The sequence below is a fragment of the Allobosea sp. genome, assembly GCF_017308075.1.
In the GTDB taxonomy this organism is placed as follows: domain Bacteria; phylum Pseudomonadota; class Alphaproteobacteria; order Rhizobiales; family Beijerinckiaceae; genus Allobosea.
Genome location: NZ_JAFKFX010000025.1, coordinates 167,072 through 186,376, shown reverse-complemented (window position 1 = coordinate 186,376; position 19,305 = coordinate 167,072). Strand labels below are relative to the sequence as shown.

The window sequence follows — 19,305 nt, the reverse complement described above, 5'->3', positions numbered from 1 at the left end:
CGCATCCGGCGCCGCCCTTTTGCATTTGGCGCCGGGTGGCGGTCTACCGATGCCACGTCGGAGGCTCACTTCACCAGCAGCCAGTCCTCGACGACCAGCGCGTCGAGGCCCGAGGTGTAGAACATCAGGATCGCATCCTCGCTCGTATGCAGGATCGGCTTGCCCATGATGTTGAAGGAGGTGTTGAGGATCACCGGCACCCTGGTCAGATCGTGGAAGGCCGAGATCAGCGCGTGATAGCGCGGATTGCGCTGCGCCGTGACGCTCTGCAGCCGGCCGGTGCCGTCCTCATGGACGACGGCCGGGACGCGGGCGCGGACCGCTTCCTTCCAGCTTAGAGTGCGTTCCATATAGGGCGAGTCCTGGTAGTCCTCGAACCAGTCGGGGCCATGTTCGGCTAGGATCGACGGGGCGAAGGGCCGGAAGGCCTCGCGATACTTCACCTTGGCGTTGAGCAGGTCCTTGGCGTTCGCCGGGCGCGGATCGGCGAGGATCGAGCGGTTGCCGAGGGCGCGCGGGCCGAATTCGGCGCGGCCCTGGACCCAGCCGACGAGCTTGCCTTCGGCGAGCAGGCTTGCGGTCGCGGGCGCGATCTCATCGGCCGCGAGCTTGCGCAGCCGCGGCTCCCAGGCAGCCATCCGCTCGAACGGCTCGGTCGAGACGGTCGAGCCAAGATAGGGGCTCAGCGGTCCCGCCGGCGGGCGCCAGCCGGGATTGGCTTCGGCATAGGCGAGCCAGGCGGCACCGAGCGCATTGCCGTCATCGGCTGGCGCCGAGGGCACATGGACACGGGCGAAACCGTGGCGGCCCGCGATCTTGTCGTTGCAGATCTTGCCGTTGAAAGAAGAGTTCAGGGCGCAGCCGCCGGCGAGGACGAGGTTCTCGGAAGGGCAGAGCGCCGCGGTCTCGGCCAACAGCGCCGTCATCATCTCGGCGAAGACGTCCTGGCCGCAGCGGGCGAGATCGGCCCAGCCCTTGTCGAGCGCATCGGCCGGACGGCGGGCGAGGATCTCGGCGCCGACCTCCCTGACCGTCGCGGCGTCGGCGAAGGAGAGCTTGGTGCCCTCGATCCGGTAGAGCCGGCGGAGCAGCGTCAGCAATTCCGGGTCCTGCCGGCCATAGGGGGCGAGCCCCATGATCTTCCATTCCTCGCCCTTGGCCTGATCGAAGCCGGCGAGGTCCGTGACGAAGCCGAAATAGAAGCCGATCGAGGCACGGCCGCTATGGCGCCTGAGCTCGGTGATCTCGCCGTCCCTCAACGCAAAGATCGCCGAAGCGCCGGTTTCGCCCATGCCGTCGACCACCAGGCAGGCGGCGTCGCGGAAGGGCGAGGACCAGCAGGCATAGGCCGCATGGCTGAGATGGTGGCCATAGCGCGCGAGGCCGATGATCCTGGCCTCGCCGAAGGCGCGGTCGAGCCCGATCAGCGTGCCGATCCCGGCGCGCTGCTGGGCGAGATGGAGCGAGGCGATGAAGGCCCGCTCGGAGCGCGCCGGCACCATCGAGCGGTTGAAACCCGGCGAGAGCTTGAGCAGGGCATCGAGCGTGAAGGCGCCGCTGCGGTCCATCTGTGCCAGGAAGTCGGTGAACTCGGCGCCCCAGCTGGTGGCGAGGCGGATCTCGGCACCGCGCGGAATGTAGCGCCTGAGCAGAGAGTCCATCCGCGCCGTGGTGTCCGGCTCGCAATTGGGGGCGCGCTTGTACTGGAGATAGCGCTCGGCCGCTTCCGCGAAGACGACCTCGCCATCCGGGCCGACGATGGCGATGGCGGGGTCGTGGAAGGTGGTGGCGAGGCCGATCGTGTAGGTCATGTACTCGGGCAAGTGATGGGGTGGCCGATACTCTAACATGAGGGATGTCGAGATTGCGACGCGCCAGCGCTCCTTGCGAGTTGATTTTCACGAATTTTCCGTTATCGTATTGTATTTGTTTGTATAATTTTATTTTCGTTGACTGGACATATGATGCGCCTAGGCTGCGCGTCTCCCAAAATTCGCCCGCAGGTCCTTTTTGATGTCGAAATTTCTATTTTTTCTATCTTTTATTTTTTCTGTATTTTCTAATATCTGCCTTGCTCAAGGTATTGTCCCTGGCAATTCTAGTTCTACTTCTGATTCGACGGTTGAGCGCGGGGCTGCGTCGCTCGACGATCTCGTGCGCGTGCTCGAGGACGACAAGCTGCGCGCGGATCTGCTCCAGCGCCTGCGGCAACGTCCGCCGGGGCAGGCGGCACCGGCGCAGCCGAGCGAGGCAGGGCTGGCGCAACGTGTCGCGGAATACACCAGAGCGGTGGCCGAGCAGAGCGCCGAGGCGGTCTCGGCAGCGCTGCAGGCGGCGCGGCAGATCGGGTCGGTGTTTTCGGGCGATTCAGGGCTCGACATGGTGCGCCTGCGCGATGCCGGGCTGGCACTGGCGCTGGTCGCGGCGGGGCTGTTCGCCAGCTTTCTGGTCGTCAGGTTCGCCGTCGAGGCGGTGCAGGGCAGCCTGGCGAGGCGGGTCGAGCGGGCATCCTGGGCGCCCCGGCTGGCCGCGCTCATCGGCGCGGGGATCCTGGATCTGGCGGGCGTCGCCCTCGCCTGGGGGGCGGGCTATCTGATCGCCCTCCAGCTTGTCGGCGGCGCAACCCGCCGCATGACGCTGGACCAGACCCTGCTGCTCAACGCCTTTCTGGTGATCGAATTCGTCAAGGTGGCGATGCGGGCCGTGCTCGAGCCACGCCATCCGGGACTGCGCGTCCTGCGGCTCGACGATACGATGGCGGCGTACTGGTATTTCTGGCTGGCGCGGCTGGTTTCGCTGATGGGCTACACATTCCTGTTCGCGGCACCGGTCATGGCGCTCTACCTCCCGGCCGCCGCGGCGCAGGCACTCAAGGTCCTGGTGACGCTGACGGCCCTGGTGATCACGATCATCATCATCCTGCAGAACCGGCACAGCGTGCGCCGCCGGCTGTTCGCGCGGATGGAGGCCGGCCGGCGCGACCTGCTGGCCCGCGCCGGCCACGTCTTCGGGCGCTACTGGCACATCCTTGTCATCACCTATCTCGTCGGCATCTTCCTCGTCTGGCTGGTCAACCCGGCGCGTGCCTTGCCGTTCGTCATGGCTGCGACGGTCCAGTCCTTGGTCGTCGCGCTGATCGGCGGGCTGGTGGTCGCCTTCGTCTCGCGGCTGGCCAATGTCGGCGTTCGCCTGCCCGAGGATATCCGCCTGCGCCTGCCGCTGCTCGAGCCGCGGCTTCAGGCCTTCACGCCGCGGGTGCTGCAGATCGTCAGGACCCTGGTCGTCCTCGGTGTTCTTCTCGCCGTCGCGCAGGCCTGGCAGCTGCTCGATTTTGCGGGATGGCTGGCGAGCGCGTCCGGCCAGAGGCTGACCGGTTCGGTGATCGCGGCGGCGCTGATCGTCCTCGTCGGCATGGGCATCTATGTCGCGATGCTGTCCTGGGTCGAATATCGGCTCAATCCCGATTTCGGGACGGTCCCGACCGCCCGCGAAAAGACCCTGCTTGCCCTGTTCCGCAATGCCTTCACCACGGCGCTCGCGGTCCTCGTCCTCATGCTCGCGCTGGGGCAGCTCGGCCTGAACATCGCGCCATTGCTGGCCGGCGCCGGGGTGCTGGGCCTGGCGATCGGCTTCGGTGCGCAGAAATTCGTGCAGGACATCATCACCGGCGTCTTCATCCAGTTCGAGAACGTCATGAACGAGGGCGATGTCGTCGAGGTCGGCGGCAAGTCCGGCGTGGTCGAGCGCCTGACCATTCGTTCGGTCTCGGTCCGCTCGCTCGACGGCACGCTGCACCTGATCCCGTTCTCTTCGGTCGATCAAGTCTCGAACATGATGAAGGGCTTCTCCTTCCACGTCGCCGAAATGGGGGTCGCCTATCGCGAGAGCATCCCCGAGGTGAAGGAGGCGATGGCGGAGGCCTTCGCCAGCCTGCAGGCGAGCGAGCATGGCGAGCGGATCATCGGGCCGCTCGAGATGCAGGGCATTACCGCTTTCGGCGATTCCGCCATCACCGTGCGGGCGCGGATCAAGACCTTGCCGGGCGCGCAATGGGCGGCCGGGCGCGCCTATAACGAGCTGCTCAAGGAGGTCTTCGACCGCCGCGGCATCGAAATCCCGTTCCCGCATCTGACGCTCTATATGGGCGCCGACAAGGCGGGCGCGGCGCCGCCGCTCAACCTTTCGGGCCAGCTCGCGCTCGCCGGAGCGTCGGCGGGCAAGCCATAGGCGTCGCGGGCAGAGGTTCCGGCCGGGGCGGCGAAAGCTCGGCTCAGCGGCCGAGCGCCGTCCGGATCAGGGCGAGGGCTTCGGTGCCGGCCCATTCGGCGGGCCCCTGCAATGTCGCGAGCTCGCAGCCCTGCGGATCGACCAGGAGGCTCACCGGCATGCCCTCCGCCTTCTTGGCGGCGCGCAGGTCCTGGAAGACCTTGGCTTCGGGGTCGGCGTAATAGGCGAGACCGGCGATGTCCTTCTTCGCCAGCCACTCCTTCGGCTTGTCGAGGTTGCGCGTGTCGATATTGACGGTGACGACCTCGAAATCCGGACCGCCGAGCGTCTTCTGGAGCTTGGCCAGCGCCGGCATTTCGAGCAGGCAGGGCGGGCACCAGGTCGCCCAGAGATTGACCAGCACGGTCCGCCCGCGCATCGCCGAGAGGCTGGTCGGCTTGCCGTCCGGGCCGTTGAAGGCGAGATCGGGCACGGGCGTCGACTTTTGCGGCACCTGGATGGCGGCGATTTCGCCCTTCACCAGCGGTCGCAGCTGGGCGAGCTTCGTCGTCGCGGCGCTGCAAGTGGAATTGCCGGCTCCGTCCTGCCCGGAGTAGAAGGCGGCCACGCCGCCGAGCGCGACCAGAACCAGCGCGCCGAGGGCCACCGCCATTTTCGAACGAGACGTCATCGTGCGTCCTCAAGAGCAGGAAAGATCGCCGTGAGCAACCGCATGTGGGGTGGGCGTTTCGCCACAGGTCCAGACGCCATCATGGAGGAGATCAACGCCTCCATCGATTTCGACCAGCGTCTGTGGCGGCAGGACATCAGGGGCTCGCTCGCGCATGCGGCCATGCTGGCCGCGACGGGGATCCTGACGCAGGACGACGTGGACGTCATCACCAAGGGACTCAAGGGCATCGAGGCCGAGATCGAGGCCGGGCGCTTCACGTTCTCGCGTGCGCTCGAGGACATCCACATGAACATCGAGGGCAATCTGCGCGAGCAGATCGGCCTCGCCGCCGGGCGCCTGCACACCGCCCGCTCGCGCAACGACCAGGTCGCGACCGATATGCGGCTCTGGGTGCGCGACGCGCTCGACCAGCTCGACGAGCAGGTCGCCGATCTCCAGCTCGCCCTCGCCGAGAAGGCCGAGGCCTATGCGGGGGCGGTGATGCCGGGCTTCACCCATCTGCAATCGGCGCAGCCCGTCACCTTCGGCCATCATCTGCTCGCCTATGTCGAGATGCTGGCGCGCGACCGCAGCCGGCTCAGGGATGCCCGCGAGCGCATGAACGAATGCCCGCTCGGCGCCGCCGCGCTCGCCGGCACCTCCTTCCCGATCGACCGGCACATGACGGCGGAGGCGCTCGGCTTCGCCCGCCCGACGGCGAATTCGCTCGATTCGGTCTCGGACCGCGATTTCGTGCTGGAGACCCTGTCGGCCGCCTCGATCTGCGCGATGCATCTGTCGCGCTTCGCCGAGGAGATCGTGCTCTGGGCGACGCCGCAATTCGGCTTCGTCAAGCTCTCCGACAAGTTCTCGACCGGCTCCTCGATCATGCCGCAGAAGCGCAATCCGGACGCGGCCGAGCTGGTGCGCGGCAAGGCCGGGCGCATCTTCGGCGCGCTGCAGGCTCTGCTGACGATGATGAAGGGCTTGCCGCTGACCTATTCGAAGGACATGCAGGAGGACAAGGAAGGCACCTTCGACGCGGTGCAGACCCTGTCGCTCTGTCTGGCCGCGACCACCGGAATGGTCCGCGACATGCAGCCGGACCTCAAGGTGATGAAGAAGGCGGCCGGCCTCGGCTACGCCACCGCGACCGATCTCGCCGACTGGCTGGTGCGCGTCCTCAAGATGCCGTTCCGCGACGCGCACCATGTCACCGGGCGCCTCGTCGGCCTGGCCTCGGAGCGTGGCGTCGGGTTGGAGAAGCTCTCGCTGGCCGAGATGCAGCAGGTCGAGCCGACGATCACCGAGGCGGTCTTCGCGGTGCTCGGTGTCGAGCAGTCGGTGAAGAGCAGGGTCAGCTATGGCGGCACCGCGCCCGCCAATGTGAAGCGGCAGGCCAAGCGCTGGCTGAAGCTGCTCGCCAGGGATGCCGGCCGTCAGTCCCGGGCTTGACCCGAGCCTCTACCGCCCCATTTTCTCGGGCCGGCGCTGCGCCGCGCCCGAGAATGACGCCGCCGAGGCTCGCAAGCCGCGGCGCCATTCGCTACACTGCCGCTCGAACCTAGTCCGAGGATTTTCTTTCGTGCCGCATTCCCGCCTGAAATTCGGCCGCGCCGTTCTGCTGGCCGGCCTGCTCGGACTCGCGCTCGCGGCCTGTGGCCGCAAGGGCCCGCTCGAGGCCCCTCCCAACGCCAAGAACGCCATCGCGCTGCCGGACAAGCAGATCGGCGCCGTCGAGAACACGCCGCCGACCGCCATGGACGCCTCGCCGCTCGGCAAGCCGGCGAAGGCGAGCAAGGCGTTGCAGATTCCCGAGACGCCCTTCGTGCTCGACCCGCTGCTCTGAGCTGACAATGCACCATTTCGCCTATCGCGACGGCGCGCTCTTCGCCGAGGATGTCGACCTGCGCGAGATCGCGGAGAAGGTCGGAACCCCCGTCTACGTCTATTCCTCGGCCACGATCGAGCGGCATTACCGGCTCTACGAGCAGGCGATGACGTCGATCACGGCGGGGCGGAAGCCGCATGTCTTCTATGCCATGAAGGCGAACAGCAATCTCGGCGTGCTGAAGACGCTGGCGGGGCTGGGAGCAGGGGCGGACACGGTTTCCGAAGGCGAGATCCGCAAGGCGCTGGCGGCCGGCTTCCCGCCGGAACGCATCGTCTTCTCCGGTGTCGGCAAGAGCGAGGGCGAGCTCGCCTTCGCCGTCGAGGCTGGAATCTACCAGGTCAATATCGAGAGCGAGAGCGAGCTCGACTTGCTGTCGCGCATCGGCGAGCGGCTCGGCCGGCGCCAGGAGGCGGTGTTCCGGGTCAACCCCGATATCGGGGCCGGCGGCCACGCCAAGATCACCACCGGCTCCTCGGCCAACAAGTTCGGCGTCTCCTTCGAGGACGTGCACCGGCTCTACGCCCGCGCGGCCAACCTGGCCGGCGTCCGGATCATGGGACTCGCCGTGCATATCGGCAGCCAGATCCGCGAGACCGGAGCCTTCGAGGCGGCCTATGCCAAGATGCGCGACCTCGTCCTGGCGCTGCGCGAGGAGGGGCACCGGGTCGACCGGCTCGATCTCGGCGGCGGCCTCGGCATTCCCTATGAAGTCCCGCGGGACTTCGACCATGGCCCGGGGCTGATCGAAGCCTATGCCGGGATGGTCGGCAAGCTGACGGCGGGACTCGATGTCGAGCTCGGCTTCGAGCCGGGCCGGCTGATCGTCGGCAATGCCGGCATCCTGCTGACGCGGGTGCTGCACCTCAATCCGCGGCCGACCAAGCAATTCCTCGTCGTCGACGCTGCGATGAACGATCTGATGCGGCCGGCGATGTACGAGGCCTATCACGAGATCTGGCCGGTCGCGGAGCCCGCGGAGGGCGCAAAGACGGTCGCCTATGATGTGGTCGGGCCGATCTGCGAATCAGGCGACACCTTCACCACCGGGCGCGAGCTGCCGCAGCTCCGGCAGGGCGATCTGATCGCCTTCATGACCGCCGGCGCCTATGGCGCCAGCATGTCTTCGACCTATAACCAGCGCCTGCTGGTCGCCGAGGTCCTGGTGAAGGGTGATCAGTTCGCGGTGACGCGGCCCAGGCAGAGCTATGAGGAGCTGATCGGCACCGATCGGTCGCCGCCCTGGCTGTCCTAGACCGCGCATGATGATCGCTCTGGCGGCTTCACGATTCCCGGAGCGCCTGTGGGCTGCCGCGCTTCCGCGCTGGTCATGCCATATTCCCGTGCTAGCCTTTGTTCCATATCGGAGGCAGAGGGCCGTATGGCGTGGCCCGGAGCAGCGGGATGAATGACAGGCCGCGCCACACGGCGCTCGATCCGCTCGCATTGATCCGCCGCAGGCTCGATCGCCTCGCGGTGGTGTCGCGACTGTCGCTGGCCTGGGAGCGGCTCTGGCCGCGGCTCTGGGCACCGCTTTCCGTCGCCTTCGCCTTCCTCGCCGTTTCCTGGCTCGGGCTCTGGCTGCATCTGCCCTGGTGGGGTCGGGCCGGAGGCGCGCTTCTGTTCGCCGGCGCCTTTCTTGCGAGTTTCTGGCCGATCGTCCGCGACCGTTGGCCGGGCCGGCGCGAGGCGCTGGCCCGGCTCGACCGCTCGGTGGCGGGCGGCCATCGTCCGGCGACGGCGCTCGAGGACAGCCTCGCCGTCGGTGGGCGCGATCCGGTCTCGCAGGCGCTGTGGAAGCTGCACCTGCAGCGCCAGAGCGAACATGTCGCGGCGCTGAAGGTGAGCGCGCCTCGGCCGCTGATGGCCGCACGCGACCGTCGCGCGCTGCGCGCCGTACCGCTGCTCGCGGCGGTCACCGGCTTCTTCGTCGCCGGCCACGAGGTCTGGCCCCGGCTCTCGGCGGCTTTCGACTGGCGCGGCCCGGCCGCGGCGACGGCACCGGCGCGGATCGATGCCTGGATCGATCCGCCGGCCTATACGCGCCTGCCGCCGATCCTGATCGATTTCTCCAGGCTCGCCAGCCCGCGCTTCAACGTTCCCGAGAAGTCGACGGTGGTCGTGCGTATCGCCGGTCGCAGCGCCATGGACGTCGCCACGACAGGCCGGCTCGACGCGCTGCCGGCCGATGACAAGGCGGCGCCGGCCGGCGCCGGCCCAAGCGGGGCTGCCAGGTCAGCCGAGCCTGCCGTCGCGGTCGTCGAGAAGCGCTATCTCCTCGCCGGTGACGGCACGCTGCGCATCACAGGCAGCGGCGCCCCGGAGCAGACGCTGAGCCTGCACGCCGTCATCGACGCCAAGCCCGAGATCGCTTTCGTCGATGCCCCCAAGCCCGTGAGCGGCGTGCAGGGCGGGCTCGGGATCGGCTACCGCGCCAAGGATGATTACGGAATCGCGGCGATCGAGGTGATCGTCTCGCGCGCCGGCCCGGTCACGAGCGGGCGTTCTCTGGTCGAAGCGCCGAAGCAGAGCCTGCCGCCGCCATCCTCCGCCTCCGGTGAGGAGGAGATGAAGAGCACGGTCGATTTTTCGGCCCATCCCTGGGCCGGCGCCAAGGTCAATATGAGTCTGCTGGCGCGCGACGAGGCCGGCCAGGAGGGCCGTAGCGAGACGCTCGAAGTGGTTCTGCCGCAGCGCGTCTTCACCAAGCCGCTGGCCAAGGCGCTGGTCGAGGAGCGCCGCCGTCTGGTGATGAATGTCGAGACCCGCAAGCGCGTTCAGCTCGCCATGGACGCGCTGATGATCGAGCCCGAGCGCTTCATGAAGGAGACCGGGGTCTATCTCGCCATGCGGATGATCGGCGAGCGCCTGCGCCGTGCGACGAGCGACGATCAGCTGCGCGAGACCGCCGACCTGATGTGGGGGCTCGCCTTGCAGCTCGAGGATGGCGATCTCTCCGATGCCGAGAAGGCACTGCGCGCCGCTCAGGAGAACCTGCAGCAGGCGCTGGAACGCGGCGCTTCCGAGGAGGAGATCCGCAAGCTCACCGAGGAAATGCGGCGGGCGATGGATCGCTATATGCGCGAGCTCGCCCAGCAGATGCAGCGCCAGCAGCAGAATGGCGAGCAGAACCAGGCGCAGCTGCCGGAGAATTTCCGCTCGGTGACGCCGCGCGACCTGCAGAACATGCTCGACCGGATCGAGGAATTGTCGAAGCGCGGCGATCTCGCCGAGGCGCAGCGGCTGATGGAGGAGCTCAACAACCTCCTCAACAACCTCAAGACGGCAAGGCCCGGCCAGCAGGATCCGCGCCAGCGCGAGATGAACCAGGCGCTCGGCGATCTCGATCGGATGACGCGCGAGCAGCAGCAATTGCGCGACGAGACCTATCAGCAGGAGCAGCAGCGCCAGAACCGGGCCCAGCGTGGCCAGCGGCCGGGCCAGCAGCAGGCCCGCCCCGGCCAGCAGGGCCAGCGCCAGCAAGGGCAGCAGGGCCAGCGTGGGCAACGCGGCCAGCAACCCGGCGAGCAGGGCGACGAAGGCGAGGGCGAGGACGGCCAGAACGCCGAGGGCGGCCAGGGCCAGGGGCAGGGCCTGTCGCAGCGGCAGCAGGCCCTGCGCGAGCGCCTGCAGGACCTCCAGCGGCGCATGCGCGGCATGGGCGCCGATCCGGGGGAGCTCGGCGAGGCCGAGGAGGCGATGCGCGAGGCGGAGGGACAGCTCGGCCAGGGCCAGGAAGGCGAGGCCGTCGATGCGCAGGGACGGGCGCTCGACGCGCTGCGCAAGGGCGGCCAGAACCTCGCCCAGCAGATGCAGGGCCAGCCCGGCGAGGGTGAGGGCAATGACAACGCCTTTGGCGAGCCCGATGGGCGCCCGGCGGGGCGGCCTTCAGCCCAGCAGCGCACCCGCGACGACCCGCTCGGCCGGCCGCAGCGCCAGCGCGACTGGGCCGATGGCCGGGTCCGCGTGCCCGGCGCCGACGAGAGCGCGACGCAGCGCGCACGGCGCATCCTCGAAGAGCTGCGCCGCCGCCTCGGCGATCCCTCGCGGCCGCTGGAAGAACTCGACTATCTCGAGCGCCTGCTGCGGCGGAACTGAGCGCCGCAGTGCCGTCGTTCGGGGGCATGCCGAGGCATCCGTCCGGAAGCCGTCCAATTAAGGGCGATCTCGGCAAGGGCCCGGAGACCGCGGTGTCCTCATCAGGCCATGACTGCGCTCTGGCAGACCGGGCTCGCCGCCTCGCGGCGGCCCGGAAGGAGGCCGAGGCTGCTCAGCCGGCCCGGTTGCCCGAGACCATCGCCAGCGCCGCGATGAAGCGGTCGAGATCGGCTTCGCCGAGATAGGGCGTCGGCGAGATGCGGATGGTATTGCCCTTGGCGATGCCGCCGCGGCGCACGGTCATCACCTTGTGCTGGTCGCGCAGCGCCGCGACGATGGCGTTGCAGTCGGCTGGCGAGCGCTTGCCGGCGATCGCGAAGGAGGTGATCCCGGCTACCATTTCCGGATCGTCCGGCGTCTGGATCTCGATGCCCTTGAGTTCCCGCGCCCTGGCAACCCAGTAATTGCGCAGATGGCGATAGCGCGCCTCCTTGGCCTGCGGGCCAATCTCGCGGTGCAGGGCGAGCGCCGCCGGAACCGTGAGTTGGGCCGCGAAGTTCGGCGTCCCGGTGTGAATGCGCGAGCGGATATCGTCGGGTTTGAAATCCTCGTCGCCGAAATGGGTGTCGATGTCGGCGAGGCGTTCGCGGGCGATGTAGATCAGGCCGACGCCGAGCGGCGCGCCGATCCATTTGTGCAGGTTGAAGCCGATGAAGTCGACGCCGAGCTCCTTTGCCCTGAAATCGACCTGGCCCCAGCTATGGGCCGCGTCGAGGATCACGTCGACGCCGCGCGCCTTGGCCATGGCGGCGATCTCGCGGACGGGCATCATCAGCCCGGTGCGATGGCTGAGATGGGTGAGCAGCAGCAGCTTGGTCTTCGGATTGGCCTTGAGCGCGGCCTCATAGGCGGCGAGGACATTGGCCTTGGTCGCGGGCTCGGGAATATCGAATTTCGCGACCTCGACGCCGCGCCGGTCCTTCAGCCAGTTCATGGCGTATTGCATCGAGTCATAGTCGAGATCGGCGTAGAGCACGCCATCGCCGGCATTGAGCTTGTTGTAGCCGGCGATCAGCGTCTGCAGCGCCTCGGTGGCGCCGCGCGTCAGAGCGATCTCCTCGCGCGCCACGCCGAGGAACTCGGCGAGTGGCGTGCGGACATCGTCGAGATCCTTGCCGATCCTGGTGCGGGCGTAGACCGTGTTTTCGAAGTTCACGAAGTCGGTCAGACGCTTGTATTCGGCCTTCACCGGCTCTGCCATGATGCCCCAGTAGCCGTTCTCGAGATTCACCATGTCGGGGGTGACGCTGTAGAGGCCGCGTACCGCATTCCAGTAGGAGGCGTCGGTGCCGATGGCGGCGCTGGGCTGCGGCGGCAGGCCGCGCGCGAGCGCCGGAGCGGCGCTGGCCGCCAGAGCTGCGGCTCCAATACCGGTCAGCAGGGAGCGGCGGCTGAGATCGATGCCGGGTTTGTTGGACATGACGGGTTCCTCAGGGATGGAGGGCCCCGCCTAGCCCCTGGCTGTTTCAGCAGGGTGACAGACCGCGCCGGAAACCGCGGGAGACTTATCCCCGTGCCGCGAAGCTGGTGCATAATCCCCGCAGCCACGGGGAGCGCCGTCATGACGATGAAGGGATCGCGAAGCCGCGGGAAGCCCGCCACGCCGGTGCCCGCCGAGGACCTTCCGGCCGAGATGCCGGAGGCCGTCGCCGAGCCGGACCTCGCCGTGACGGTGGCGCGGCTCGCCCGGCTCGCCCCGGTCGGCAAGGCCGAGATCATGGCGAACATCGCGCTGCATTTCGAGCGGCTCGCCGTTCAGGCCGAGATCACGACGCGGCTGCGCCTCTGCCATTTCCTCGCCCAGGCCGCGCATGAGACCAACCGTTTCCGGACGCTCGAGGAGCAGGGTGGGCCGGCGCAGTTCGCGCGCTATGAAGGGCGCGCGGATCTCGGCAACAGCGAAGCCGGGGATGGGGCGCGCTATCGTGGCCGCGGCGTCTTCCAGCTGACCGGCCGGGCCAACTACCGGCGTTATGGCCGGATGCTGAACGTCGATCTCGAGGGCCGGCCGGAACTCGCGCTCGATCCGCGCATCTCGATCCAGATCGCCTTCGCCTATTGGCGCGACCGCAACCTCAACGCCGCCGCAGACCGCGACGATGCGGCCCGCGTCACGCAGCTGATCAATGGCGGCGCCAACGGTCTCGCCGACCGCCGGCAATTGCTGGCGACGGCGAAGGGCATCTGGATTTAGACCGGGCAGCCAGTCCAGGGGCCGAAATCGATCAGGATCGGCCTCGGCCGCGATAGCTCGGAATCCACGCGGTCGGCTTAAAGCTTTCGCAAGGGCAGGCGGCGATAAGCTGCGCAGCTATCGCCACCTGCCGCAGAGTGTGCCTTGCCGCTGGACTACCATTCGCTGCTGACGGCCTTCGCCCTTTCCGGTTGCGGATTGGCGATCACCTTTTTCGTCAGCTGGTTGGCCTCCAGAACGGAACGCTTCCTGATCGCCTGGACTTTCGGCGTGGCGTTCATGGCGCTCGGCGTGCTGATCTACAGCTGGTACGCGCAGACCATGGTGCCGGCCATCGGCGCCGCCGGATACACGATCCTGCTGACCGGCCTCGCCTTCGTGTTCGGCGCCGGCCGTGAGTTCCGCACCGGCGTCCTGCCCTGGCGCAGCATGGTCGTCATGGCGGTGGTGTCCTCCGTCGCCATGGCCGTCCCGATGCTGGCCGGCTACAACGGCGCCGCCATCGTCATGCTCAACGTCGCAGCGACGGTCATTCTTCTGATCACGGCCTGGGATTACTGGCTCGGGCGCGCCGAGGCCCGGTTGGCCATCCCGCTGCTGACGGTCCTCTACGTGCTGACGGGGCTTTCCTTCGTCCCCTGTGCCGTCCTGCTGCTACTGGATGGCGAATGGCGCTTGTCGCAGGCTCCATCGAACTGGGCCGAAGACCTCAACATCGTCATCTGCCTGCTCACCCTGTCCGGTATCGGCGCGCTTTCCCTGGCGCTGAACCAGGCGCGGCTGGCGCGCGGCCACAAGCGCGATGCCGAGACCGATCCTTTGACCGGCCTGCTCAACCGGCGGGCGCTGCTCAGTCGCCTCTCAGGCGACGTCAGAGGTCCCGCGGCATTGATCGTTTTCGACATGGACCACTTCAAGACGACCAATGATGTCCATGGTCATCTGGCGGGCGATGAAGTGCTGCGAAGCTTCGGGAAGATTCTGGCGCTGACCAGCCGATCGCAGGGGCTCGCGGCGCGGCTCGGCGGCGAGGAATTCGCGCTGCTGTTGCCGGGAGCCTCGCTGATCATGGCGGCAAATCTCGCCGATGGCGTGCGCAGGCGCCTCGCTAAGCGCAATTTCAGCGGGAATGGTGGTTCGTTTGCGAGCACGGTCAGCGCCGGCGTCGCCTGGTCCGAGGATGCCCTCATTGATTTCGAGGCGCTCCTGCACAATGCCGACAAGGCGCTCTATGCCGCCAAGCGGAATGGCCGCGATCGGGTCGCCCGTGCGGGCGACACGGAACCTCCGGCCAGCAGCCGGCCATTGCCGGAGGGGCGGCGCGATGTCGTCGAGCGCGTCCGGCTCAAGGTCGGCTAGATCGCCGCGCGTCCGTCCGGACGCGGTTACGGTGATCGATCTTTTTGTTATCGCATCGGCCTGCGGAAACCGATGCGAAACAGCCGCGCTGCTCAGCCGTGTCCCGCCTTCAACGCCTGGTCGAGATCGGCATAGAGGTCCTCGACATCCTCGATGCCGGTCGAAAGCCGCAGCAGATCGGGCGGGCATGGTGAGCCGGCGCCCTCGATCGAGGCGCGATGCTCGATCAGGCTCTCGACGCCGCCGAGCGAGGTCGCTCTCTTGTAAAGTTCGACGCGAGCCGCTGCGGCAACGGCCGCCTGCTCACCGCCGCTGACCTGGATCGAGAGCATGTAACCGAAGCCGCCCTGCATCTGGCGCGCCGCGATGTCGTGGCCGGGATGCTGCGGCAGGCCGGGATAGAGCACGCGTGAGACCAGCGGATGGGCCGAGAGCTTCTGGGCCAGCGCCATGGCCGAGGCCGACTGGCGCTCCTGCCGGAGATGGAGCGTGCGCATGCCGCGCATCAGGAGATAGGCCTCGAACGGGCCGAGGATGCCGCCCTGCATCTTGCGGACGGTCTTGACCCTGCCCCAGAACTCGTCGTCCTCGCTGGCGCAGAGCGCACCGGCGACGACGTCGGAATGGCCGTTCAGCACCTTGGTCGCGGCATGCATGACGATGTCGGCGCCGAGGGTCAGCGGCCGGGTATGGACCGGCGAGGCACAGGTCGAATCGACCGCGAGCTTGGCGCCGGCGGCGTGGGCGATCTCGGCGGCGGCGGCGATGTCGGTGATGGTCCAGAGCGGGTTCGACGGCGTCTCCGCCCAGATGAGCTTGGTGATGCCGGGCTTCACGGCTGCCTTCAAAGCGGCGAGATCGTCGGTCTCGACGAACTCGATCTTCAGCCCCCAGCGCGTCGCCTCGGTCAGGAGCCAGGCCCGCAGCGCCCAGTACATCACCTTGGAGGCGACGACATGGTCACCCGGGGAGAGCGCCTGGAACACTGCGGTCGCCGCGGCCATGCCGGAGCCGAACAGCAGGGCGCCGGCCTTGGCCTCCTCGAGCATGGCGAGCACGGCCTGCGCCTCGTGCACCGTCTCATTGTCGGGACGGCCATAGACGAAGCCCGAGGAATAGGCGTTGTCCGCGTCGCGGATATAAGTGGTGGCGACATGGATCGGCGGCACGACCGCCTTGGTCAGCGGGTCGATCTTGCCCATGGCCTGGGCGGCGAGCGAGCGGGGATGCAGCGGGCGCTTGGTCATCGGTGATCCAGTTTCCACTATGAGAGACGATTCATCTCACTGTCTTTGCTGCGGTGCAATAGGCTCGTCTTGCGAGGAGCGCAGGGATACCCCATCCTTGCCGCATGAGCACACAGACCTATAGGGCCGATCGCCAGCTGCCCGCATGGCTGGCCATTATCCTCGCCATCGTACCCGTGGCGGCGGCGTCGCTGATCGGCAGCGCGGCGACGGTGCCGCAGATCCCGGGCTGGTATGCCGGGCTCGCCAAGCCGCCCTTCAACCCGCCGAACTGGCTGTTCGCCCCGGTCTGGACCGTCCTGTTCGCGCTGATGGGCCTCGCCGCCTTCCGCGTGCTGCGCCGCCCGTCAGGCACGATCGGTCGTGGCCGGGCGCTGCTGGCCTATCATGTCCAGCTCGCGCTCAATCTCGCCTGGTCCTGTGTCTTCTTCGGGCTGAACAGCCCGGCGAGCGGGCTCGTCGTCATCGCCCTGCTGATCGCCGCGATCATCTGGACGATCAGGCGCTTTGCGGCCCTGCCGGACCGGTTCGCGGCTTGGCTGCTCGCGCCCTATCTCGCCTGGGTCTCGTTCGCCGCGGTGCTCAACCTCTCGATCTGGTGGTTGAACCGCTGAACGATCACGCTGCCCAGTCGGTGACCATCAAGCCGGGGATGCGCTCGAATTCGCGACGATTACCCGTGACGAGAACCGCGCCGCGGCGACGGGCCTGGGCAGCGATCAGGACGTCGTAGGCGCCGATCGGCATGCCGGAGGATTCGAGCGCGGCGCGGATGTCGCCGGCCTCGGCGGCGTCCTCAGCGTCGAAGAGAAGTGCCTCGAAGCCTTCCGCAAGGAAGGCGTCGAGTACCCGGGTGGACGCTTCGCGCCGAACGCTCTTGGCGATGCCATAGCGCAATTCGAAGAGGACGATGGTTGGGATGAGCAGCGTCGTTCCTGCCGCCAGCTCCTGCTGAAGTCGCTGTTCGACGGCCGGAACGCGGCCATTGATTGCGAACACGATCACATTGGTATCGAGACAGAACATCGGACCAGCTCAGCCGAATACGATCTCGTCCTCGTTCCCCGGTGGCGGATCATCCGGCAGCTCATCGACCAGGAAATCGCGTGCACCAAGCGCATCGAGGCGGGCGCGCCAGGCTACGGCGTCGAAAGGCGGGCGCGTGACAGGTTCCAGGATGACCTTGTCGCCGACCTTGCTGACCCGTACTTCGCTGCCCTCGAAACGGAACTCCTTGGGCAGCCGGACAGCCTGGCTGCGGCCGTGCATGAAGAGCTTGGCCCTTGCCGATGACACTGTGCTCATCACGACGCCTCCAGGGTCGATATCTACCAAAGATAGATATCGCTCGTCTGGCGTCAATGGACAAAGGGCTTCAACCGATCGAGCGTTCGATCACCCGCATCACGGTCTCGCGCAGCTCGGCGATGGTGAAGGGCTTGGCCATCACCTCCGCGACGATCGTCTCGAGGCTCTTGGCGCGCTCGCGCTGCTCGGCATAGCCGGTCATCAGCATGATGGTGAGGTCGGGGAATTCGCGCTTCGCGGCGAGGGCGAGCGCGATGCCGTCCATCAGCGGCATGCGGATATCGGTGAGCACAAGGTCGAACCGGCCCTGTTCGGCGGTCAGGATCTCCAGCGCCTCGGCGCCATCGCCCGCCATCATGCAATCGTGCCCGTCCATGGCGAGGCCGCGCGCGACGAGCATGCGCAGGGTCTCCTCGTCATCGACCACGAGAATGCGCGACATGGGTTCAGATCCCCGGCAAGCCGGCCTGGTCGGCGGTCTCGATCACGCCGACATAGGGGAGTTGGCGATAGGAATGGGCGACGTCCATGCCGTAGCCGACGACGAAATAATCCGGGCATTCGAAGCCGACATAATCGGCCTTGATGTTGACGGCACGCTTGCCCGGCTTTTCCAGCAGGACGGCGCTCGAAACCTTGGCCGCACCGCGCGCCGCCAGCAGGTCCTTGGCGAAGGCGAGGGTGCGGCCGGATTCGAGGATGTCGTCGACGAGCAGGACCTGGCGGCCGCGGACATCGCTCTGCACGTCGCGCAGGATCTCGACCTGACCGGAGGAGATGGTGGCGGCGCGGTAGCTGGAGAGATGGACGAACTCGACCTGGGGCGCCATGCCGGCGCGGTGCATCGCGCGGATCAGATCGGCCACGAACATGAAGCTGCCCTTCAGCACCGCGACGACCAGCAGGTCGGCGGGCGAATCAGCCGCGATCGCCGCAGCCATCTCGGCGTTGCGGGCGGCAATGGTCGCCTCGTCGTAGAGCACCCGGATACGCTGGGATGGCGGCATGGTCTGGCATTCCTTCCGGGCTCCGGCGCCCGCTAGCGCCGCCCCATGATCGCGGCTGAAACTGGACCTATCGATAACGCCGGAGCGCGGATAATTGAAGTCCGCCACGGCAATGCGGTGGGGGAATCACCGCGCGCTGGCGAGCGTCGCCTGGGCGAGCGGCCCGAAACGGACCTGTACCGAGCGGCCGTTCTCCGGCGGCGCGGCCAGCCGAGCCCGGAAGCGGACCAACTCCGCCGGCTCGAGTACGGGCCGCGGAGGATCTGCGGTCCAAGTGTAGAGCACCTGGCCGGCCTCGTCCTTCACGGCGACCGTGATCGGCGGCAGTTTCGTCTTCTCGCGGGTGATGTTGGTGACGTCGCCCTCGACGACCAGGAAGCGCCCCTGCGCATCCTGCACGAGTTCGCTCTCGACGGCGCTGAAGGCGAGCCCGCGCAGATTGACGGGCAGGCCGAGCTTTTCATAGAGCGCGGCAAATTGCGGCAGGGTACGCACCACTGCGCCGCGCTGCCAGAGAGCCAGGCCAAGGACGCAGACCCCCGCGAGGGCGATGGCAGCGGGTGTGCCGAGCGGCAGGCGCCCGGCCGGCCGGAGCCTTTCGAGCCAGCCTTTCGCCGCAGGCTTGCGGCGCCGTCTGGTCGGCGCGGCAGGCGCCGCCGCCGCGGCGTCGCTGCGTTCGGCGGCGAGCGCCGAGACGCTTTGCTCGATCTCGGCGGCCTGGCGCAACTCCTCGGCCAGCAGGGCGTTGGTCTCGTCCTCGCTGGGGGCGCTGGGGAAGTCCTGGGCCGCGATCTCGCCGAGATCGGCCTCCGGCTCGGCCCCTGGCGCCTCCGCCTGCTGCGGCTCGGGCGGGGGTGCGGCCAGTGCCGGGGCCTCGACCTGCCAGGTCGTCTGGCAGGACGCGCAACGGACCTTGCGCCCGGAAGGGCCGATCTTGGCCTCGTCGAGCTCATAGCGGCTGGCGCAGGAGGGGCAGACGATCAGCATGGTCTTGGGTGGTCGCTCCGCGCGGCGTTGGTCTGCAGCCGGCTGGAAGGCGCGGCGATGATGTTCGAACCTCCTCGGTTCCGGGCGGCGCGCAAGCGCCGGCATGCCGGGAGGCGGTTCGTCCAGTCATTGGCGCAATTTATGGTTAACGTCGCGTAAAGCGGGTGCTTTCAGGCGAAGAATTGCGGGGAGCGACGGCATGACCCTTCCCGCGGGCGGCCGCTCCGGGTGTAGGATCGCACTGCGGCGAGACCGGCGAAGCGCGATTCGGCGGG

At 67.8% G+C, this 19,305-nt stretch carries 17 protein-coding genes; 8 read left to right on the top strand and 9 right to left on the bottom strand.

The genetic code is table 11. The features are described 5' to 3' along the window. Nucleotides 1-65: 65 nt before the first annotated feature. Nucleotides 66-1,811: a carbamoyltransferase family protein gene (locus J0J10_RS06400; RefSeq protein WP_291645761.1), complete on the bottom strand. Its 1,746-nt coding sequence runs from the start codon at nucleotides 1,809-1,811 to the stop codon at nucleotides 66-68. A 349-nt stretch (nucleotides 1,812-2,160) separates the two neighbouring features. On the opposite strand from J0J10_RS06400, the gene J0J10_RS06395 reads away from it, so the two are divergent. Beyond that, the gene (locus J0J10_RS06395; RefSeq protein ID WP_291637669.1) at nucleotides 2,161-4,227 is read left to right on the top strand and encodes a mechanosensitive ion channel domain-containing protein; all 2,067 of its coding nucleotides are present in this window, start codon (nucleotides 2,161-2,163) and stop codon (nucleotides 4,225-4,227) included. A gap of 43 nt (nucleotides 4,228-4,270) precedes the next feature. On the opposite strand, the gene tlpA is transcribed toward J0J10_RS06395, so the two are convergent. Further along, complete coding sequence (tlpA, locus tag J0J10_RS06390; RefSeq protein WP_291645760.1) at nucleotides 4,271-4,897, bottom strand: thiol:disulfide interchange protein TlpA; 627 nt, start codon at nucleotides 4,895-4,897, stop codon at nucleotides 4,271-4,273. 30 nt (nucleotides 4,898-4,927) lie between these two features. Here tlpA and argH point away from each other — a divergent pair, with 30 nt between their 5' ends. The 4 genes from argH to J0J10_RS06370 all read left to right on the top strand — a co-directional run bounded on the left by argH (nucleotide 4,928) and on the right by J0J10_RS06370 (nucleotide 10,868). Continuing rightward, a complete protein-coding gene (gene argH / locus J0J10_RS06385) occupies nucleotides 4,928-6,334 on the top strand; it encodes an argininosuccinate lyase (RefSeq protein WP_291645759.1) in 1,407 nt (468 codons plus the stop codon). A gap of 130 nt (nucleotides 6,335-6,464) precedes the next feature. Then, the gene (lptM, locus tag J0J10_RS06380; protein WP_291645758.1) at nucleotides 6,465-6,728 is read left to right on the top strand and encodes an LPS translocon maturation chaperone LptM; all 264 of its coding nucleotides are present in this window, start codon (nucleotides 6,465-6,467) and stop codon (nucleotides 6,726-6,728) included. 7 nt (nucleotides 6,729-6,735) lie between these two features. Beyond that, nucleotides 6,736-8,025, top strand: a complete 1,290-nt coding sequence (gene lysA, locus J0J10_RS06375) for a diaminopimelate decarboxylase (protein ID WP_291645757.1) — start codon at nucleotides 6,736-6,738, stop codon at nucleotides 8,023-8,025. 149 nt (nucleotides 8,026-8,174) lie between these two features. Continuing rightward, nucleotides 8,175-10,868, top strand: coding sequence for a TIGR02302 family protein (locus J0J10_RS06370; protein WP_291645756.1), 2,694 nt, complete (start codon nucleotides 8,175-8,177; stop codon nucleotides 10,866-10,868). Between the two features lie 172 nt (nucleotides 10,869-11,040). Here J0J10_RS06370 and J0J10_RS06365 read toward each other — a convergent pair whose 3' ends face one another. Then, nucleotides 11,041-12,348 carry an aminotransferase class V-fold PLP-dependent enzyme gene (locus tag J0J10_RS06365; RefSeq protein ID WP_291645755.1) on the bottom strand — a complete coding sequence of 436 codons (1,308 nt, stop codon included), beginning with the start codon at nucleotides 12,346-12,348 and terminating at the stop codon, nucleotides 11,041-11,043. A gap of 141 nt (nucleotides 12,349-12,489) precedes the next feature. Between J0J10_RS06365 and J0J10_RS06360 the strand changes: the two genes are divergently transcribed. Next, complete coding sequence (locus J0J10_RS06360) at nucleotides 12,490-13,122, top strand: glycoside hydrolase family 19 protein (protein WP_291645754.1); 633 nt, start codon at nucleotides 12,490-12,492, stop codon at nucleotides 13,120-13,122. 144 nt (nucleotides 13,123-13,266) lie between these two features. After that, the gene (locus tag J0J10_RS06355; RefSeq protein WP_291645753.1) at nucleotides 13,267-14,481 is read left to right on the top strand and encodes a GGDEF domain-containing protein; all 1,215 of its coding nucleotides are present in this window, start codon (nucleotides 13,267-13,269) and stop codon (nucleotides 14,479-14,481) included. A 92-nt stretch (nucleotides 14,482-14,573) separates the two neighbouring features. On the opposite strand, the gene J0J10_RS06350 is transcribed toward J0J10_RS06355, so the two are convergent. After that, on the bottom strand, nucleotides 14,574-15,728 hold the full coding sequence (locus tag J0J10_RS06350; protein WP_291645752.1) for a trans-sulfuration enzyme family protein: 1,155 nt from the start codon (nucleotides 15,726-15,728) through the stop codon (nucleotides 14,574-14,576). 104 nt (nucleotides 15,729-15,832) lie between these two features. Between J0J10_RS06350 and J0J10_RS06345 the strand changes: the two genes are divergently transcribed. Beyond that, nucleotides 15,833-16,342 carry a TspO/MBR family protein gene (locus J0J10_RS06345; RefSeq protein WP_291645751.1) on the top strand — a complete coding sequence of 170 codons (510 nt, stop codon included), beginning with the start codon at nucleotides 15,833-15,835 and terminating at the stop codon, nucleotides 16,340-16,342. A gap of 4 nt (nucleotides 16,343-16,346) precedes the next feature. Here the strand turns inward: J0J10_RS06345 and J0J10_RS06340 are convergent, their stop codons facing one another. The 5 genes from J0J10_RS06340 to J0J10_RS06320 form a co-directional block, all read right to left on the bottom strand. Continuing rightward, nucleotides 16,347-16,754, bottom strand: coding sequence for a type II toxin-antitoxin system VapC family toxin (locus J0J10_RS06340; RefSeq protein WP_291637688.1), 408 nt, complete (start codon nucleotides 16,752-16,754; stop codon nucleotides 16,347-16,349). Nucleotides 16,755-16,763: 9 nt separating this feature from the next. Further along, the gene (locus J0J10_RS06335; RefSeq protein ID WP_291645750.1) at nucleotides 16,764-17,033 is read right to left on the bottom strand and encodes an antitoxin; all 270 of its coding nucleotides are present in this window, start codon (nucleotides 17,031-17,033) and stop codon (nucleotides 16,764-16,766) included. Between the two features lie 70 nt (nucleotides 17,034-17,103). Further along, nucleotides 17,104-17,478: a response regulator gene (locus J0J10_RS06330; RefSeq protein ID WP_291637692.1), complete on the bottom strand. Its 375-nt coding sequence runs from the start codon at nucleotides 17,476-17,478 to the stop codon at nucleotides 17,104-17,106. Between the two features lie 4 nt (nucleotides 17,479-17,482). Further along, on the bottom strand, nucleotides 17,483-18,043 hold the full coding sequence (gene hpt, locus J0J10_RS06325) for a hypoxanthine phosphoribosyltransferase (protein ID WP_291637694.1): 561 nt from the start codon (nucleotides 18,041-18,043) through the stop codon (nucleotides 17,483-17,485). 126 nt (nucleotides 18,044-18,169) lie between these two features. Continuing rightward, nucleotides 18,170-19,030, bottom strand: coding sequence for a zinc-ribbon domain-containing protein (locus J0J10_RS06320; RefSeq protein ID WP_291645749.1), 861 nt, complete (start codon nucleotides 19,028-19,030; stop codon nucleotides 18,170-18,172). Nucleotides 19,031-19,305: the final 275 nt, after the last annotated feature.

Excerpts from the sequence above, each read along its gene's own strand:
- J0J10_RS06400 (WP_291645761.1), bottom strand. The coding sequence starts at position 1,811 with ATGACCTACACGATCGGCCTCGCCACCACCTTCCACGACCCCGCCATC.
- tlpA (WP_291645760.1), bottom strand. The coding sequence starts at position 4,897 with ATGACGTCTCGTTCGAAAATGGCGGTGGCCCTCGGCGCGCTGGTTCTG.
- lysA (WP_291645757.1), top strand. The coding sequence starts at position 6,736 with ATGCACCATTTCGCCTATCGCGACGGCGCGCTCTTCGCCGAGGATGTC.
- J0J10_RS06370 (WP_291645756.1), top strand. The coding sequence starts at position 8,175 with ATGAATGACAGGCCGCGCCACACGGCGCTCGATCCGCTCGCATTGATC.
- J0J10_RS06365 (WP_291645755.1), bottom strand. The coding sequence starts at position 12,348 with ATGTCCAACAAACCCGGCATCGATCTCAGCCGCCGCTCCCTGCTGACC.
- J0J10_RS06360 (WP_291645754.1), top strand. The coding sequence starts at position 12,490 with ATGACGATGAAGGGATCGCGAAGCCGCGGGAAGCCCGCCACGCCGGTG.
- J0J10_RS06350 (WP_291645752.1), bottom strand. The coding sequence starts at position 15,728 with ATGACCAAGCGCCCGCTGCATCCCCGCTCGCTCGCCGCCCAGGCCATG.
- J0J10_RS06345 (WP_291645751.1), top strand. The coding sequence starts at position 15,833 with ATGAGCACACAGACCTATAGGGCCGATCGCCAGCTGCCCGCATGGCTG.
- J0J10_RS06340 (WP_291637688.1), bottom strand. The coding sequence starts at position 16,754 with ATGTTCTGTCTCGATACCAATGTGATCGTGTTCGCAATCAATGGCCGC.
- J0J10_RS06335 (WP_291645750.1), bottom strand. The coding sequence starts at position 17,033 with ATGAGCACAGTGTCATCGGCAAGGGCCAAGCTCTTCATGCACGGCCGC.
- J0J10_RS06330 (WP_291637692.1), bottom strand. The coding sequence starts at position 17,478 with ATGTCGCGCATTCTCGTGGTCGATGACGAGGAGACCCTGCGCATGCTC.
- hpt (WP_291637694.1), bottom strand. The coding sequence starts at position 18,043 with ATGCCGCCATCCCAGCGTATCCGGGTGCTCTACGACGAGGCGACCATT.
- J0J10_RS06320 (WP_291645749.1), bottom strand. The coding sequence starts at position 19,030 with ATGCTGATCGTCTGCCCCTCCTGCGCCAGCCGCTATGAGCTCGACGAG.